This window comes from Thermanaeromonas sp. DSM 22490 (assembly GCF_056378755.1).
Genome location: NZ_JBJHHE010000015.1, coordinates 1 through 13,552, shown reverse-complemented (window position 1 = coordinate 13,552; position 13,552 = coordinate 1). Strand labels below are relative to the sequence as shown.

Here is a 13,552-nt window from a genome sequence, read left to right as displayed (position 1 = left end):
GAACATGGCCAGGAAAAGCTTAATTGTTAAACAACAGCGGCCACCTAAATTCAAGGTGCGGGCTTATAACCGCTGCCGGCGTTGTGGTCGACCCCGGGCATATTTGCGGAAGTTTGGCCTGTGCCGCATTTGTTTCCGCGAGCTCGCCCACAGGGGGGAACTTCCCGGCATTACCAAAGCCAGCTGGTAACGACCGGGAACAGGAAGGAAGGGGGTAGTTTTATACCGATGATGACCGATCCCATTGCAGATTTCCTTACCCGCATCCGCAACGCCAATATGGCCTATCACGAAAAAGTTGAGGTACCGGCGTCCCGGGTGAAGCGGGCCATGGCCGAGATCCTCAAAAACGAAGGCTATATCAAGGACTATGAATATATCGAAGATGGAAAACAAGGTATCCTGAGGATTTACCTCAAGTACGGGCCCAATAAGGAAAGAGTGATTACCGGGCTAAAACGCATCAGCCGTCCTGGCTTAAGAATCTACGCTAAAAAGGACCAGCTCCCGCGGGTCCTGGGAGGCCTAGGCATAGCTGTGATCTCAACTTCCAAAGGTATTATGACGGACAAACAGGCCCGGCGAGAGGGCTTGGGCGGCGAAGTAATTTGTTATATCTGGTAGGGTGGGTGGTTAAGGTGTCGCGCATAGGCAAGATGCCGGTCAAAATACCGGCTGGAGTAGAAGTAAAAATTGAGGGCAATACCGTTACCGTAAAAGGGCCCAAAGGAGAGCTGACTCGCACCTTCCCGGAGCCTATATCCGTCACCCGGGAGGGGGATGTCTTGAAGGTAACCCGGCCTTCCGACGCCAAACCCCATCGAGCCCTGCATGGCCTATCGCGGGCCCTGTTGAATAATATGGTACAAGGGGTAACTAACGGCTTCCAGAAATCCCTGGAACTGGTGGGTGTAGGTTACCGGGCCAGCAAGCAGGGGCGTAAACTGGTTTTGACTGTAGGATATTCACACCCGGTGGAAATTGAGCCACCGCCAGGGCTGGAGATAGAAGTGCCTGCCCCCACCAAAATTATCGTCAAAGGGATTGACAAGGAAGCGGTGGGTACGCTGGCGGCCAATATCCGCGCTGTGCGGGAGCCGGAACCTTACAAGGGCAAAGGAATTAAATATGAAAACGAATATATCCGCCGTAAAGTGGGCAAGGCTGGTGCCAAAGGCGGCGGCAAGGGCGGTAAGAAATAGGGGGTAAAGGTGTGGTATGATTAAAAAACCCACTAGAAAAGAAATAAGAGCGCGCAAAAGCTTGCGCGTGCGCAAAAAAATCTTTGGCACACCTGAGCGGCCACGCCTTTCGGTTTACAGGAGCCTGCGCCACATTTATGCCCAGATAATTGACGATACCGAGGGCCACACCCTGGTAGCTGCCTCTACCCTAGACCCGGCCCTTAAAAGCGTATTGACCTCCACGGGCAACAAAGAAGCGGCTTTTAAGGTGGGGGAGCTTCTGGCCCAAAAAGCCCTGGAGCGGGGTATTAAAAAAGTGGTTTTTGACCGGGGCGGCAATATTTATCACGGCCGCATTGCTGCTCTGGCCGAGGGTGCTCGCGCCGGCGGGCTCGAATTCTAACAAGGATAAGGAGGGGAAGGATGGCGCGGACTCGGATTGATGCCAAAGAACTACATCTTACCGAAAGGGTTGTACATGTAAGACGAGTGGCTAAGGTAGTAAAGGGTGGTCGCCGTTTTAACTTCTCAGCTCTAGTAGTGGTAGGGGACGGCCAGGGTCGTGTAGGTGCAGGCTTGGGCAAAGCAGGTGAAGTGCCGGATGCTATTCGCAAAGGCGTAGAAAGTGCCAAAAAGAATCTTATTGAAGTCCCGCTGGTGGGGACTACCATTCCCCACGAGGTCATAGGGGATTTTGGGGCCAGTAAAGTTTTGCTCAAACCGGCTAGCCCCGGTACAGGGGTAATTGCCGGGGGAGCAGTGCGGGCCGTGCTGGAAGCAGCGGGCGTGCGCGATATTCTCACCAAATCCCTGGGCTCCAACAATCCCATCAATGTGGTCTACGCTACCTTAGAAGGCCTAAAAGCCCTCAAGAGGGCTGAAGAAGTGGCGCGCCTGCGCGGTAAAGTTGGGTAAGAAGCGGTAGGGTTGAGCAGAGCTTGAAGTGATACAACGGTTAGCAAGCGAGGTGGCAAGGTTGAGCAGGCTCAAAATAACTCTTAAAAGAAGTCTTATCGGACGGCCACCCCAAGTGCGCCGGACAGCAGAGGCCTTAGGGTTACGTAAAGTGCGGCAACAGGTGATTCAACCAGACAATCCCTCGGTGCGAGGCCAGATAGCAAAACTTGCCCATCTGCTCGAGGTCGAAGAAATCGAATAGGAGGTGAGGCAGGTGCGGCTGCATGAACTACATCCGGCTCCCGGATCTCGTCCTCCGGCCACCCGCGTAGGCCGCGGCATTGGGTCGGGGCTGGGTAAGACTGCCGGTAGGGGCCATAAGGGGCAAAAAGCCCGCTCCGGTGGCGGGGTGCGCCCCGGCTTTGAAGGCGGCCAGATGCCTTTGAGCCGGCGGGTGCCCAAGCGCGGTTTTACCAACATCTTTAAGCGGCAGCTGGCAGTGATAAACGTCGGAGATCTGGAGAGGTTTGAGAGCGGTACAGTGGTAACGGCGGAACTCCTTCGGGAGGCCGGCTTGGTCAAAAAAGGACGCGACGGCGTGAAGATTTTAGGGGACGGGGAGATCACGAAACCCCTGATAGTTAAAGCCCAAGCTGCTAGCCGCCAGGCCATAGCCAAAATAGAGGCCGCGGGTGGCAAGGTTGAGGTGATATAGGTGCTAGGTACCCTGGAAAAGGCCTGGAAGCTAGAGGACCTGCGGAAAAAGATCATTTTCACCCTGCTCATGTTTCTGGTTTTCCGCCTAGGAGCCCACATCCCGGTCCCGGGCATCAATGCGGAGATTTTGAAGAGGCTTCTGGGGACGGGTACCATTTTCGGGTTCTTTGATGTGATTTCGGGCGGTGCCTTTAAGCAGTTTACAGTCTTTGCCATGGGTATCATGCCCTATATTAATGCCTCCATAATCATGCAACTACTGACGGTAGTTATACCGTCCCTGGAAAAGCTGGCCAAAGAAGGGCTAGACGGCCGCAAGAAGATCATCCAGTACACGCGCTATGGCACGGTTATCCTCAGCATGCTGCAAGCCATAGGCATGTCAGTTCTTTTAGCCCGCCAGGGGGCCTATTTAAAGCCAGGGATATTTAACCATGTGGTGACGGTCATTAGCCTAACGGCGGGCACCGTGTTTCTCATGTGGCTGGGAGAGTTAATCACAGAAAGGGGTATTGGTAACGGCATTTCCCTCCTTATCTTTGCGGGTATTGTTTCCCGGCTGCCGGCCGGCGCCGTAAGCCTATACCAGTATATAACTAGCGGGACAGCAGGCATCTTTTCGGTTTTGCTCTTTGCCATTATTGCCGTGGCAGTTATTGCGGCTGTAGTGGCCATGCAGGAAGGGCAGCGCCGCATCCCAGTGCAATATACGAAACGGGTGGTAGGCCGGCGCGTGTACGGAGGGCAAAGCACCCATATACCCTTGAGGGTGAACCAGGCCGGGGTCATTCCTGTTATTTTTGCCATGTCTATTTTACTCTTTCCCAATACCCTGGCTTCCTGGTTCCCCCACAACAGCTTTGCCCAAGCGGTAATGCGTTTATTTGATCCGCGTTCGGCCGTCTATATGATCCTTTATGCCCTTTTGATAATTTTCTTCACGTACTTTTACACTGCCGTAACCTTCAACCCCCAAGAAGTAGCTGATAACATTAAAAAGTACGGCGGCTTTATACCGGGCTTAAGGCCCGGGCGTCCCACAGCAGAGTATATTGAGAAGATCCTTGCACGGATTACCCTGGCAGGAGCAATTTTCCTGGCCTTTATAGCGCTCTTACCCAACCTGGTCATGGCCATTACCGGTATCAATGTCTATTTCGGCGGTACGTCGCTTCTCATCGTAGTAGGTGTGGCTTTGGAGACCATGAAACAGCTGGAATCCCATCTCTTGCTTCGCCATTATCAGGGCTTTATAAAATAGTAAGCAGGGGGTAGTGCAATGCGCCTGGTATTGCTGGGGCCTCCGGGGGCAGGAAAAGGTACCCAGGCCCAAGAGATCAGCCGAAGGCTGGATATACCCCATATTTCTACCGGCGACATGTTCAGGGTAGCCATAAGGAGCGGTACTGAGGTGGGCCGCAAAGCCAAGGAATACCTGGAAGCCGGACGGCTGGTCCCTGATGAGGTAGTTATAGGTCTGGTGAAAGATCGCTTAAGCCGACGGGACTGTGAAGGGGGATTTCTGTTAGACGGTTTTCCCCGGACGGTACCCCAGGCCGAGGCTCTGGATGCCTGGTTGGAGGAAAATGGATTAAAGCTGGATGCAGTTTTGGATATTGAGGTTCCGAGGGACGTACTGCTGATACGGCTTAGCGGCAGAAGAGTCTGTTTCCACTGCGGAATTAATTACCATGTGGTCTATAATCCGCCTAAAATACCTGAGCGCTGCGACCAGTGCGGCGAAGAGCTTGTACAGAGGCTGGATGACAAGGAGGCTACGGTAAGGGAGAGGCTTCAAGTTTACGACCGGCAGGCCACCCCCTTAAAAGAGTATTACCGCCGCCGTGGTGTGCTGCGGGAAATAAACGGGAATCAGGAAATTCCCAAAGTATTAGAAGATATCGGGAGAGTCTTGGGAAGAGACTGGTCATGATCATCCTGAAAGGGCGAAGGGAAATTGAACTCATGCGCCGGGCAGGGCGGGTGGTAGCAGAGGCCCTGGCAGAACTAGAGCGCCGTATCGCTCCGGGAGTTACCACCCTGGAGCTAAACCGCATCGCTGAAGAAGTCCTCGAACGGCGCGGAGCAATTCCGGCCTTTAAAGGATATCGGGGTTTTCCGGCCAGCATCTGCACATCCATCAATGAAGAAGTAGTGCACGGTATACCTAGTTTAAAGAAATTGTCAGAAGGGGATATTATTAGTATTGACATTGGCGCGGTAATAAATGGTTATTATGGCGATGCTGCGGCCACTTTTCCTGTAGGGGTTGTGGATGAGGAGAAACAACGTCTTTTAAAGGTGACTCAGGAAGCCCTGTGGCAGGGCATCAATTGCGCTGTGGTGGGCAATCGTTTGTCAGATATATCCTATGCCATACAATCCTATGTAGAGAAGAATGGTTTTTCGGTGGTACGGGATTACGTGGGCCACGGTATCGGCCAGCAGATGCATGAGGATCCGCAAGTGCCCAACTTTGGGAGTCCTGGCCACGGCCCGCGCCTTAGGCCGGGGATGACCCTGGCCATCGAGCCCATGGTCAATGCTGGCACCCACCAAGTGGTGACTTTGGCCGACGGCTGGACGGTCATTACCCTGGACGGCCGGCCGTCAGCCCACTTTGAGCATACAGTGGCGGTGACTGAAAACGGTCCCGAGGTGCTGACGCTGCTTTAGCCTTTATACAAGAAAAGCGCCGCGAGGACTATTGGAACAAGGGAGGGGAAGTTGTGCCTTTAGGGCCTATAGGGCCTAACCTGCGGGTCGGGCAATTGGTTTACTCCCGGGCAGGGCGGGACAGGGGGCGCCCATTTCTGGTTTGGGAGATGCTTTCACCCCGGCGCGTCACCCTGGTGGATGGCAAGCTTCGCCGCGTGGCCAAACCCAAGGTTAAAAACATTCTACACGTCCAGGCAGTTAACCGCTGGGCGGAGGATATAGCCGCTAAGCGGGAAAAAGGCGAAACAGTGACTGATGCGGAAGTGCGGCGAGCCATTGCCCGGCTCCTGGGAGAGGAGTAACGCGTGGCAAAAGGAGGGATGCATTGTTTGGCTAAAGAAGATGTGATTGAAGTGGAAGGGACTGTGATTGAAGCTTTACCCAATGCCATGTTCCGGGTGGAACTGGCCAATGGGCATAAGGTCCTGGCCCACGTGTCGGGGAAAATCCGTATGAACTTCATCCGTATTCTTCCAGGTGACCGGGTTTTGGTGGAGCTGTCTCCCTATGATTTAACTCGGGGGCGCATTGTTTATCGCTATAAGTGACTCTCAAGAAGGGGTGCCTTAAATTGAAAGTCAAACCTTCGGTCAAAGTTATCTGTGAAAAGTGTAAAATTATTAAGCGTAAGGGAAAAGTTATGGTCTTGTGCGAAAATCCCAAACACAAGCAAAGACAAGGTTAAATACGGAAGTGGGGTGCAGTTCATAAAATGGCACGTATTGCGGGGGTAGACCTGCCGCGTGAAAAGCGGGTAGAAGTGGCCCTCACCTATATTTACGGCATCGGGCGTTCCAGGGCCAAAGAAATCCTGGCTAAAACAGGAGTAAACCCAGACACCAGAGTACGAGACCTCACGGAAGAAGAGATTGCCAAGCTCCGCGACTTTATCGACAAGAATTATACGGTAGAAGGTGATCTACGCCGCGAGGTGGCCCTGAACATTAAACGCCTTATGGAAATCGGTTGCTACCGGGGCTTAAGGCACCGTCGGGGCTTGCCGGTGAGGGGCCAGCGTACCAGAACTAATGCCCGCACGCGTAAAGGTCCCAGGAAGACGGTAGGCGTGCGCCGGAAGAAGTAGAAAAGCTCTCTTGGTAGTGAAGGAGGGAAGTTGATATGCCACGAAAAGGAGCTCGGTCAAGGCGGCGAGAGCGCAAACACATTGAAAGCGGTATCGCCCATATTAAATCCACTTTCAATAATACAATTATTACCATTACCGATAAAGCCGGCAATACCGTGGCCTGGGCTAGCGCTGGTACGGTAGGGTTTAAGGGTACTCGTAAGAGCACACCCTATGCGGCCCAACTGGCGGCCGAGGCCGCAGCCAAACAGGCCATGGACTACGGCATGAAAGAAGTGGAATGTTATGTTAAAGGGCCGGGAGCAGGCCGGGAGGCAGCCATCAGGTCTCTGCAGGCAGCAGGATTGGAGGTAAGTGTAATTAAGGACGTTACACCTATACCCCACAACGGATGCCGGCCCCCAAAACGCCGGAGAGTTTAACAGGAGGTGGCAAAACTTTTGGCCAGATATAAAGGACCAGTATGCCGTCTTTGCCGACGGGAAGGAATTAAACTTTACCTCAAGGGAGAGCGCTGTTACACGGATAAGTGCGCTATAGCTAGGCGTTCCTATGCGCCGGGGCAACACGGACAAGAGCGGCGCAAACTCTCGGAATACGGAATTCGGTTAAGAGAGAAGCAAAAGGCGCGCCGTATTTATGGGGTTTTGGAGCGCCAGTTCCGCAATTACTTTGAGCGGGCGGAACGGGAGAAGGGCATTACAGGTGAAAATCTTTTGAGGTTGCTAGAGCGGCGGCTGGACAATGTGGTGTACCGCCTAGGCTTTGCCAGTTCCAGGGCCGAGGCCCGGCAGCTGGTGCGGCATGGGCACTTTACGGTGAACGGGCGCAAAGTCGACATTCCCTCTTATCTGGTAGAGCCGGGCGATGAAATTGCCGTAAGGGAAAAAAGCAAGGATTCACCCAAGTTTAAGGAAATAGCGGCCCAAGCCGTACACCGCACACCACCGGCCTGGTTGGAATCAGATGCAGTTAACCTTAAAGGCCGGGTGCTGTCCCTGCCAACCCGCGATCAGATCGATGTCCCTATCCAGGAACACCTTATCGTGGAGCTTTATTCCAAGTAGCTTAAGGCTAGGCATCCAGGAGTAAGGCCCACGAGAAGGAGGGGGTTATTATGCTGGAGATTGAACGACCCAAGCTAGAATGCCTGGAGATGACGTCCAAATTCGGCAGATTTGTAATAGAGCCCCTGGAAAGGGGCTACGGGATAACGCTGGGTAATTCCTTGCGGAGGGTACTCCTTTCTTCTCTGCCCGGAGCAGCCATTACTTCGGTTAAGATTGAAGGAGTGCTCCACGAGTACTCTACCATTCCTGGTGTAGTAGAAGACACTACGGATATTATTCTTAACCTGAAGACTCTGGCCTTAAAAATTCACAGCGATGAGCCCCAGATCCTACGCATTGAAGCGGAGGGAGAAGGGGAAGTTACGGCCAGAGATATCATTGCTGGTGCCGATGTGGAAATTTTAAATCCGGACCTGCACATCGCCACCCTAGAGAAGGGCGGGCGCCTTTTCATGGAGATGACGGCGCAAAAAGGCCGGGGTTACGTACCAGCCGAAAGGAATAAGAAGGAAGAACACGTTATCGGTGTAATTCCGGTGGACTCCCTTTTTTCACCTGTGCATAAGGTGAACTATATAGTAGAAAACACGCGGGTAGGGCAGGTTACGGATTATGATAAGCTGACCCTGGAAGTGTGGACCAACGGGAGCCTCGCGCCTGACGAAGCCATCAGCACCGCTGCCAAGATCCTTATGGATTACTTCCGGCTTTTTGTGGGCTTAACCGACCGGGTCAGCGCCGAGGTAGCTATGGTTCCCAAGGAAGAAGAGAAAAAGGATCGCCTGCTGGATATGACCATTGAAGAGCTGGACCTTTCCGTCCGGTCCTATAACTGCCTGAAACGAGCTGGCATCAATACAGTGGGCGAGCTTATCCAGCGTACCGAAGAGGATATGATGAAAGTACGCAACCTGGGCAAGAAATCTTTAGAAGAAGTAACTCAAAAGCTGGCCGAGTTAGGCCTTAGCCTCCGCAGCTCAGAAGAATAGGGGGGAAATCAATGGGATACCGCAAGCTGGGACGCCGGTCAGATCACCGGAATATGCTTTTGCGCAATATCGTAACCTCCTTGCTGCGGGAGGGCCGCCTGCAAACCACCGAGCCCCGCGGCAAGGAGCTTAAACGCATTGCAGATAAAATGATCACCCTGGCCAAACGGGGCGACCTGCACGCCCGGCGCCAGGCGCTCGCCTACCTGCTAGATGAAGATGTAGTTACCAAGCTCTTTAAAGAAATTGCACCTCGCTATGCTGACCGCCAGGGAGGCTATACCCGGCTGGTTAAAATAGGCTACCGTCGCGGAGACGGGGCGCCACTGGTGCTGGTAGAGCTGGTATAAATGCTCTACTTTAAGGGGGTAAGTTTTTTTTACCCCGGTGCTTCGCGGCCGGCCCTCCAAGGGGTGACCTTAACTTTGGCCCCGGGGGAGCTATTGGTGGTGATGGGGCCCAACGGTTCGGGTAAGTCTACTCTAGCCAGATTGGGAAATGGCCTACTCCTGCCCGCCGCAGGCGAAGTAGTGGTGGAAGGTCTGAACACTAAAGTAGCCGAGGACCTGCCCCAGATCCGCCGCCTGGTAGGTATGGTCTTCCAGGACCCCGATAACCAGCTGGTAGCAGCTACTGTGGAGGAGGATGTAGCCTTTGGCCCCGAAAACCTGGGCCTGCCCCCCGCAGAAATCGAAGAAAGGGTGGAGAGGGCCCTGGCTACTTTGGGAATCGCCGAATTGCGCCTTCGGCCTCCTCATCGCTTATCCGGTGGTCAGAAGCAGAAGGTGGCGCTGGCGGGGATTCTAGCTATGGAGCCCCGCTATATTCTCCTGGATGAAGCCACGGCCATGCTGGACCCCCAGTCGAGGCGGGAAGTATTGAATCTCCTTCAATTCCTATGCCGGGAGAAGGGGATAGGCATCATGCTGGTGAGCCACCTCCCGGAGGAAGCCATAGTAGCCGATAAGGTGGCGCTGCTTTATGAGGGTAGCATTGTGAAAGTGGGGACGCCGAGGGAAATTTTCGGGCGGCCGGAGGAGTTGAAGGCCTTCGGTCTGGAGGCTCCGGCCATAAGCCTTCTCGCCAGTAGGCTTTCCCGCAGGGGCTTGCCTCTATCACCCGGACTTTTAACCCCGGAAGAGATGGCTCAAGCGCTGTGGGATTTGATCTCAGGTCAAAACCAGGCTGGGGAGGAGAGAGCCGGGAGAAGGGTAAGAGAGCGAGAACTGGTCCAAGATCGGCACCCGGGGTTCCCGGAGAGCGGGAGAAATTAATTATGGAGATCCATTTACGAGGGGTTAATTTCAGTTACCAGACCGGCGGTCAGGATATTCCGGCGCTGGAGAACATAAATCTTACCGTACCACATGGCGAACTGCTGGCCGTGATCGGAGCAGGTGGGTCCGGAAAATCAACCCTGGCCCAGATCATAGCCGGTTTGCTGCGACCCACCTCCGGCGAAGTTTTTTGGAACGGCACACCGCTGTGGAACCGCAGGGCAAAAAGCAAAATTTCCTGGCAGGGGAAGATCGGCCTGGCCTTGCAGCAGCCGGAGCAACAGCTTTTTGCGGAAACGGTAGCTGAAGATGTGGCCTTTGGGCCCCGGAACCTGGGCCTGCCGCCAGAAGAGGTGGAGAGGAGAGTACGAGCCTCCCTAAAAAATGTGGGGTTGGACCAAGAGGTGGCCGGGCGGTCACCTTTTAGTTTAAGCGGCGGTCAAAAACGGCGGGTAGCGCTGGCCGGTATTCTGGCCTTAGCCCCGGAAGTCCTTATCCTGGATGAACCGACGGCCGGGCTGGATGCCACCGGGCGACAGCAAATTTTAAGGGTGATCCGTAACTACCACCGCCAGGGGAATACGGTTATAATGATTTCCCATAATATGGCCGAAGTTGCAGCCCTGGCCCAGCGAATTGTTATCCTCTATCAGGGGAGGCTGGCCTTCGTAGGGAAGCCGGCCGAAGTTTTTGTCCAGGGCGAGAAGCTGGCTGAGTGGGGACTGGCCGTTCCCCCTTTAAATCAGCTTCTCCTAAGCTTACGCCGGCGGGGTGCCCCTGTCTCGGCTACAGTTTTCACTCTGGAGGAGGCAGAGAGGGAGATTTTGCGCTGGTACAGGAGTGAGAAACATGGCCTTTGAGCTAGGCCGCTATCTGCCGGGGGAGAGTCTGATCCACCGGCTGGACCCGCGTAGTAAGATCCTGGGCTTGTTTCTATACGGGCTGGCCTTACTACTGGCGCCAGGTCCGGGCAGCCTCTTGACCATCGGTACCCTGTCCTTAAGCGGAGCAGCTCTAGCCCGGTTGAGCTGGCGTTATCTATGGTCACAGCTTAGACCCCTGGCGATTTTTCTTCTGGTGGTGCTGCTCATGCAGGCCGCCCTTACTCCGGGGACACCGGCAGCGCGCATAGGGCCTCTATCCTTTACTCGTGAGGGCCTAAGCCTGGGGCTTATGGCTGCCGGACGAGTAATTTTCCTCCTGATAGCGGCTGCCCTGCTCACGGCTACAACCTCGCCTTTAAGCCTGGCCCAAGGGTTGCAGGGATTACTAAGTCCTGGAATTATTTTTAAGCTGCCCGTGGAGGAGCTTACCCTAATGCTTACCCTGGCCATCCGTTTTATACCTACCTTAGTGGAAGAGGCCGAGCGCATTATGAGAGCTCAGGCAGCCAGGGGGTTTAGCCTGGAGCGACGGAGCATATTGAAGCAAGGGAAAAGTCTTTTGCCTCTGTTGATACCACTTCTTGTAAGCACTTTGAAGAGGGCAGAGGACCTAGCACAGGCTATGGAAGCTAGGGGCTATCAAGGGGGAAGAAAACGGACCTCCTTGCGGCAATTGAAAATGGCCTGGAGGGATTATCTTTTCTTGGGCATCAACGCCGTAATCGCCGGGTTGGCAATGGCCTTGCGCTGGCTATAAGGGACTTGGCGAGGGAGTTTTATGCGCTACCTCAAGATCACTCTGGCTTACGAAGGTACGGCCTACGCCGGTTGGCAGGTTCAGCCCGAAAAACATGGCCCTACCGTCCAGGGGGCGGTGGAAGGGGCTTTGGCCCGCCTTACGGGAGAAAAAATTCGAGTGGTAGCTGCCGGCCGCACCGATGCCGGTGTCCATGCCCGCGGCCAGGTAATAAGCTTTGGAACTAATAGCACTATACCGGCGGAACGCTGGCCCTGGGCCCTGAACAGTGTGCTGCCGGATGATATTGTGGCCCTGGAGGCGGCCGAAGTGGGGCCGGATTTTCATGCCCGGTTCTCCGCCAAGAGCAAAACCTACCGTTATTGTATTGATAACGGCTTGTTTCCGGATGTTTTCTGGCGGCGTTTCGCCTGGCATGTGCGCCAGCCCTTAGACCTCTTCTCCATGGACAAAGCGGCGGCCTACTTAAAGGGGCGTCATGATTTTCGCGCCTTTGCCGCTGCGGGCAGGCCGGTTAAGAGCTTTGTGCGAGAGATTAAAGATATCGGCTGGACACGCCGAGATAATTTTCTATATCTGGATATTACAGCTGATGGCTTCCTTTACCACATGGTGAGGATCATTGTAGGCACTCTGGTAGAAATTGGACTAGGCAAAAGACAACCGGAGGACATGGCAGCCATTTTGGCTAGCTGCCGGCGAGAACTGGCCGGCCCTACTGCTCCACCCCAGGGCTTATGTTTAGAGCGGGTGGAGTATTAGAGTTGACTTGGACTGAATATTTACGTACAATTAGGCTGAACGGGAATAGGAGGGAGAAAATGAGGACCTTTATGGCTAAACCCCACGAGGTGCAGCGCAAGTGGTACATTATTGATGCGGCAGGCAAGACTTTAGGCCGGGTGGCGGCCACCGCTGCAGCCTTGTTGCGGGGGAAGCATAAACCTATCTATACACCCCACGTGGACACGGGCGATCATGTCATCATTATTAACGCGGAAAAGGTAAGGCTTACGGGCAAGAAACTCCTACAGAAGGAATACATCCGCCATTCCGGTTACCCCGGAGGCCTCAAACGGATCAATTATGCCACCTTGCTCAAGACCCAACCAGAAAAAGCCATTGAAAAGGCTGTCTGGGGCATGATACCGCATAACCGACTGGGTCGGAAAATAATCAAAAAGCTAAAGGTTTACCGGGGTAGCACGCACCCCCATCAGGCCCAAAAGCCGGAAGTATGGGCGGTCCGGGATTAAAGTAAGGAGGCGAAGGGTTTGGCACAGGTACAATTTTACGGGACTGGGCGGCGCAAGGAAGCTGTAGCCAGAGTGCGGCTAGTTCCTGGCGAAGGCCGCATACTGGTCAATAACAAACCGCCGGACGAATATTTTGGCCAGCAGATTCTGGTGGATATGATACGGCGCCCCTTGGAAATTACCAATATGGCTGACCGCTTTGATGTCCTGGCCAAGGTGGAGGGCGGCGGGGTAACGGGCCAAGCTGGCGCCGTACGTCTGGGCATTGCTCGGGCGCTGCTGGAGGCAGATGAGGGTTTACGGCCTATTTTGCGGCAAGCAGGTTTTCTTACCCGAGACCCGCGAATGAAGGAACGGCGCAAATATGGCCTTAAAAAGGCTAGGAAAGCACCTCAATTCTCCAAGCGTTAAAGCAGAGGTGAACCAGGATGCATATTTTGACTGTAAGCCAGCCGCGGCTGCAGGAGAGCTTGAAGAGAGGTGGCTGCGGCAATTGCCACGTATCCTGTCAGTCGGCCTGCAAGACTTCCATCACTGTCAGCAATCAGCCGTGTGAGAGAAAAGAGAAGAAGTAAGGAAAGGCCGGTTTCCTTAAAGGAGCCGGCATTTTTATTCTCCTTACCTTCCTTACCCTGGCGCATCCCCACTTTTTGCAGGGGAGGCCTGCTTGGACTTGAAAGCGAGCGACTAAACCCGAGCGGCTAGCCAAACTTGAG

The 13,552-nt window shown here is 54.2% G+C and carries 25 protein-coding genes; all 25 read left to right on the top strand.

What is annotated here, in order from left to right; all coding sequences use genetic code 11:
* Positions 1 to 4 precede the first annotated feature (4 nt).
* The 25 genes from AC1BI1_RS10450 to scfA all read left to right on the top strand — a co-directional run bounded on the left by AC1BI1_RS10450 (position 5) and on the right by scfA (position 13,411).
* On the top strand, positions 5 to 190 hold the full coding sequence (locus tag AC1BI1_RS10450) for a type Z 30S ribosomal protein S14 (protein WP_476717237.1): 186 nt from the start codon (positions 5 to 7) through the stop codon (positions 188 to 190).
* Positions 191 to 231: 41 nt separating this feature from the next.
* The gene (gene rpsH, locus AC1BI1_RS10445) at positions 232 to 624 is read left to right on the top strand and encodes a 30S ribosomal protein S8 (RefSeq protein WP_476717305.1); all 393 of its coding nucleotides are present in this window, start codon (positions 232 to 234) and stop codon (positions 622 to 624) included.
* Positions 625 to 638: 14 nt separating this feature from the next.
* On the top strand, positions 639 to 1,202 hold the full coding sequence (gene rplF, locus AC1BI1_RS10440) for a 50S ribosomal protein L6 (RefSeq protein WP_476717236.1): 564 nt from the start codon (positions 639 to 641) through the stop codon (positions 1,200 to 1,202).
* Positions 1,203 to 1,218: 16 nt separating this feature from the next.
* Positions 1,219 to 1,587: a 50S ribosomal protein L18 gene (rplR, locus tag AC1BI1_RS10435; protein WP_476717235.1), complete on the top strand. Its 369-nt coding sequence runs from the start codon at positions 1,219 to 1,221 to the stop codon at positions 1,585 to 1,587.
* Between the two features lie 20 nt (positions 1,588 to 1,607).
* The gene (gene rpsE / locus AC1BI1_RS10430; RefSeq protein ID WP_476717234.1) at positions 1,608 to 2,099 is read left to right on the top strand and encodes a 30S ribosomal protein S5; all 492 of its coding nucleotides are present in this window, start codon (positions 1,608 to 1,610) and stop codon (positions 2,097 to 2,099) included.
* Between the two features lie 61 nt (positions 2,100 to 2,160).
* Positions 2,161 to 2,343, top strand: a complete 183-nt coding sequence (rpmD, locus tag AC1BI1_RS10425) for a 50S ribosomal protein L30 (RefSeq protein WP_476717233.1) — start codon at positions 2,161 to 2,163, stop codon at positions 2,341 to 2,343.
* Between the two features lie 12 nt (positions 2,344 to 2,355).
* Positions 2,356 to 2,796, top strand: coding sequence for a 50S ribosomal protein L15 (gene rplO / locus AC1BI1_RS10420; RefSeq protein WP_476717232.1), 441 nt, complete (start codon positions 2,356 to 2,358; stop codon positions 2,794 to 2,796).
* Entirely contained in the window at positions 2,797 to 4,059 is a 1,263-nt protein-coding gene (secY, locus tag AC1BI1_RS10415) for a preprotein translocase subunit SecY (protein WP_476717231.1), read from the top strand.
* 18 nt (positions 4,060 to 4,077) lie between these two features.
* Positions 4,078 to 4,731, top strand: coding sequence for an adenylate kinase (locus tag AC1BI1_RS10410; protein WP_476717230.1), 654 nt, complete (start codon positions 4,078 to 4,080; stop codon positions 4,729 to 4,731).
* Positions 4,728 to 5,474, top strand: a complete 747-nt coding sequence (gene map, locus AC1BI1_RS10405) for a type I methionyl aminopeptidase (protein WP_476717229.1) — start codon at positions 4,728 to 4,730, stop codon at positions 5,472 to 5,474. The genes AC1BI1_RS10410 and map overlap by 4 nt, the downstream gene beginning before the upstream one ends.
* Before the next feature lie 53 nt (positions 5,475 to 5,527).
* Complete coding sequence (locus AC1BI1_RS10400) at positions 5,528 to 5,818, top strand: KOW domain-containing RNA-binding protein (RefSeq protein ID WP_476717228.1); 291 nt, start codon at positions 5,528 to 5,530, stop codon at positions 5,816 to 5,818.
* 27 nt (positions 5,819 to 5,845) lie between these two features.
* Positions 5,846 to 6,064, top strand: a complete 219-nt coding sequence (gene infA / locus AC1BI1_RS10395) for a translation initiation factor IF-1 (RefSeq protein WP_476717227.1) — start codon at positions 5,846 to 5,848, stop codon at positions 6,062 to 6,064.
* A gap of 23 nt (positions 6,065 to 6,087) precedes the next feature.
* Entirely contained in the window at positions 6,088 to 6,201 is a 114-nt protein-coding gene (rpmJ, locus tag AC1BI1_RS10390) for a 50S ribosomal protein L36 (protein ID WP_476717226.1), read from the top strand.
* Between the two features lie 27 nt (positions 6,202 to 6,228).
* Positions 6,229 to 6,600, top strand: coding sequence for a 30S ribosomal protein S13 (gene rpsM, locus AC1BI1_RS10385; RefSeq protein ID WP_476717225.1), 372 nt, complete (start codon positions 6,229 to 6,231; stop codon positions 6,598 to 6,600).
* 35 nt (positions 6,601 to 6,635) lie between these two features.
* Positions 6,636 to 7,025, top strand: a complete 390-nt coding sequence (gene rpsK, locus AC1BI1_RS10380; RefSeq protein WP_476717224.1) for a 30S ribosomal protein S11 — start codon at positions 6,636 to 6,638, stop codon at positions 7,023 to 7,025.
* An 18-nt stretch (positions 7,026 to 7,043) separates the two neighbouring features.
* Positions 7,044 to 7,670, top strand: coding sequence for a 30S ribosomal protein S4 (gene rpsD / locus AC1BI1_RS10375; protein WP_476717223.1), 627 nt, complete (start codon positions 7,044 to 7,046; stop codon positions 7,668 to 7,670).
* A 50-nt stretch (positions 7,671 to 7,720) separates the two neighbouring features.
* A complete protein-coding gene (locus AC1BI1_RS10370; protein ID WP_476717222.1) occupies positions 7,721 to 8,662 on the top strand; it encodes a DNA-directed RNA polymerase subunit alpha in 942 nt (313 codons plus the stop codon).
* 11 nt (positions 8,663 to 8,673) lie between these two features.
* On the top strand, positions 8,674 to 9,012 hold the full coding sequence (gene rplQ / locus AC1BI1_RS10365; RefSeq protein ID WP_476717221.1) for a 50S ribosomal protein L17: 339 nt from the start codon (positions 8,674 to 8,676) through the stop codon (positions 9,010 to 9,012).
* Positions 9,013 to 9,936, top strand: a complete 924-nt coding sequence (locus AC1BI1_RS10360) for an energy-coupling factor transporter ATPase (protein ID WP_476717220.1) — start codon at positions 9,013 to 9,015, stop codon at positions 9,934 to 9,936.
* Positions 9,937 to 9,938: 2 nt separating this feature from the next.
* Positions 9,939 to 10,799 (top strand): energy-coupling factor transporter ATPase, encoded by an 861-nt coding sequence (locus AC1BI1_RS10355; protein WP_476717219.1) that lies wholly within the window; start codon positions 9,939 to 9,941, stop codon positions 10,797 to 10,799.
* Positions 10,789 to 11,580 (top strand): energy-coupling factor transporter transmembrane component T family protein, encoded by a 792-nt coding sequence (locus AC1BI1_RS10350; RefSeq protein WP_476717218.1) that lies wholly within the window; start codon positions 10,789 to 10,791, stop codon positions 11,578 to 11,580. Before AC1BI1_RS10355 ends, AC1BI1_RS10350 begins: the two co-directional genes overlap by 11 nt.
* Before the next feature lie 21 nt (positions 11,581 to 11,601).
* Positions 11,602 to 12,342, top strand: a complete 741-nt coding sequence (gene truA, locus AC1BI1_RS10345) for a tRNA pseudouridine(38-40) synthase TruA (protein WP_476717217.1) — start codon at positions 11,602 to 11,604, stop codon at positions 12,340 to 12,342.
* A gap of 59 nt (positions 12,343 to 12,401) precedes the next feature.
* On the top strand, positions 12,402 to 12,836 hold the full coding sequence (rplM, locus tag AC1BI1_RS10340; RefSeq protein ID WP_476717216.1) for a 50S ribosomal protein L13: 435 nt from the start codon (positions 12,402 to 12,404) through the stop codon (positions 12,834 to 12,836).
* An 18-nt stretch (positions 12,837 to 12,854) separates the two neighbouring features.
* The gene (gene rpsI, locus AC1BI1_RS10335) at positions 12,855 to 13,247 is read left to right on the top strand and encodes a 30S ribosomal protein S9 (protein WP_476717215.1); all 393 of its coding nucleotides are present in this window, start codon (positions 12,855 to 12,857) and stop codon (positions 13,245 to 13,247) included.
* A gap of 17 nt (positions 13,248 to 13,264) precedes the next feature.
* Positions 13,265 to 13,411 (top strand): six-cysteine ranthipeptide SCIFF, encoded by a 147-nt coding sequence (gene scfA / locus AC1BI1_RS10330; protein ID WP_476717214.1) that lies wholly within the window; start codon positions 13,265 to 13,267, stop codon positions 13,409 to 13,411.
* Positions 13,412 to 13,552: the final 141 nt, after the last annotated feature.

Excerpts from the sequence above, each read along its gene's own strand:
- rplR (WP_476717235.1), top strand. The coding sequence starts at position 1,219 with ATGATTAAAAAACCCACTAGAAAAGAAATAAGAGCGCGCAAAAGCTTG.
- truA (WP_476717217.1), top strand. The coding sequence starts at position 11,602 with ATGCGCTACCTCAAGATCACTCTGGCTTACGAAGGTACGGCCTACGCC.
- AC1BI1_RS10370 (WP_476717222.1), top strand. The coding sequence starts at position 7,721 with ATGCTGGAGATTGAACGACCCAAGCTAGAATGCCTGGAGATGACGTCC.
- rpsE (WP_476717234.1), top strand. The coding sequence starts at position 1,608 with ATGGCGCGGACTCGGATTGATGCCAAAGAACTACATCTTACCGAAAGG.
- AC1BI1_RS10410 (WP_476717230.1), top strand. The coding sequence starts at position 4,078 with ATGCGCCTGGTATTGCTGGGGCCTCCGGGGGCAGGAAAAGGTACCCAG.
- AC1BI1_RS10355 (WP_476717219.1), top strand. The coding sequence starts at position 9,939 with ATGGAGATCCATTTACGAGGGGTTAATTTCAGTTACCAGACCGGCGGT.
- rpsH (WP_476717305.1), top strand. The coding sequence starts at position 232 with ATGACCGATCCCATTGCAGATTTCCTTACCCGCATCCGCAACGCCAAT.
- rpsK (WP_476717224.1), top strand. The coding sequence starts at position 6,636 with ATGCCACGAAAAGGAGCTCGGTCAAGGCGGCGAGAGCGCAAACACATT.
- rplQ (WP_476717221.1), top strand. The coding sequence starts at position 8,674 with ATGGGATACCGCAAGCTGGGACGCCGGTCAGATCACCGGAATATGCTT.
- rpsM (WP_476717225.1), top strand. The coding sequence starts at position 6,229 with ATGGCACGTATTGCGGGGGTAGACCTGCCGCGTGAAAAGCGGGTAGAA.
- AC1BI1_RS10360 (WP_476717220.1), top strand. The coding sequence starts at position 9,013 with ATGCTCTACTTTAAGGGGGTAAGTTTTTTTTACCCCGGTGCTTCGCGG.
- scfA (WP_476717214.1), top strand. The coding sequence starts at position 13,265 with ATGCATATTTTGACTGTAAGCCAGCCGCGGCTGCAGGAGAGCTTGAAG.
- rplM (WP_476717216.1), top strand. The coding sequence starts at position 12,402 with ATGAGGACCTTTATGGCTAAACCCCACGAGGTGCAGCGCAAGTGGTAC.
- AC1BI1_RS10350 (WP_476717218.1), top strand. The coding sequence starts at position 10,789 with ATGGCCTTTGAGCTAGGCCGCTATCTGCCGGGGGAGAGTCTGATCCAC.
- AC1BI1_RS10450 (WP_476717237.1), top strand. The coding sequence starts at position 5 with ATGGCCAGGAAAAGCTTAATTGTTAAACAACAGCGGCCACCTAAATTC.
- map (WP_476717229.1), top strand. The coding sequence starts at position 4,728 with ATGATCATCCTGAAAGGGCGAAGGGAAATTGAACTCATGCGCCGGGCA.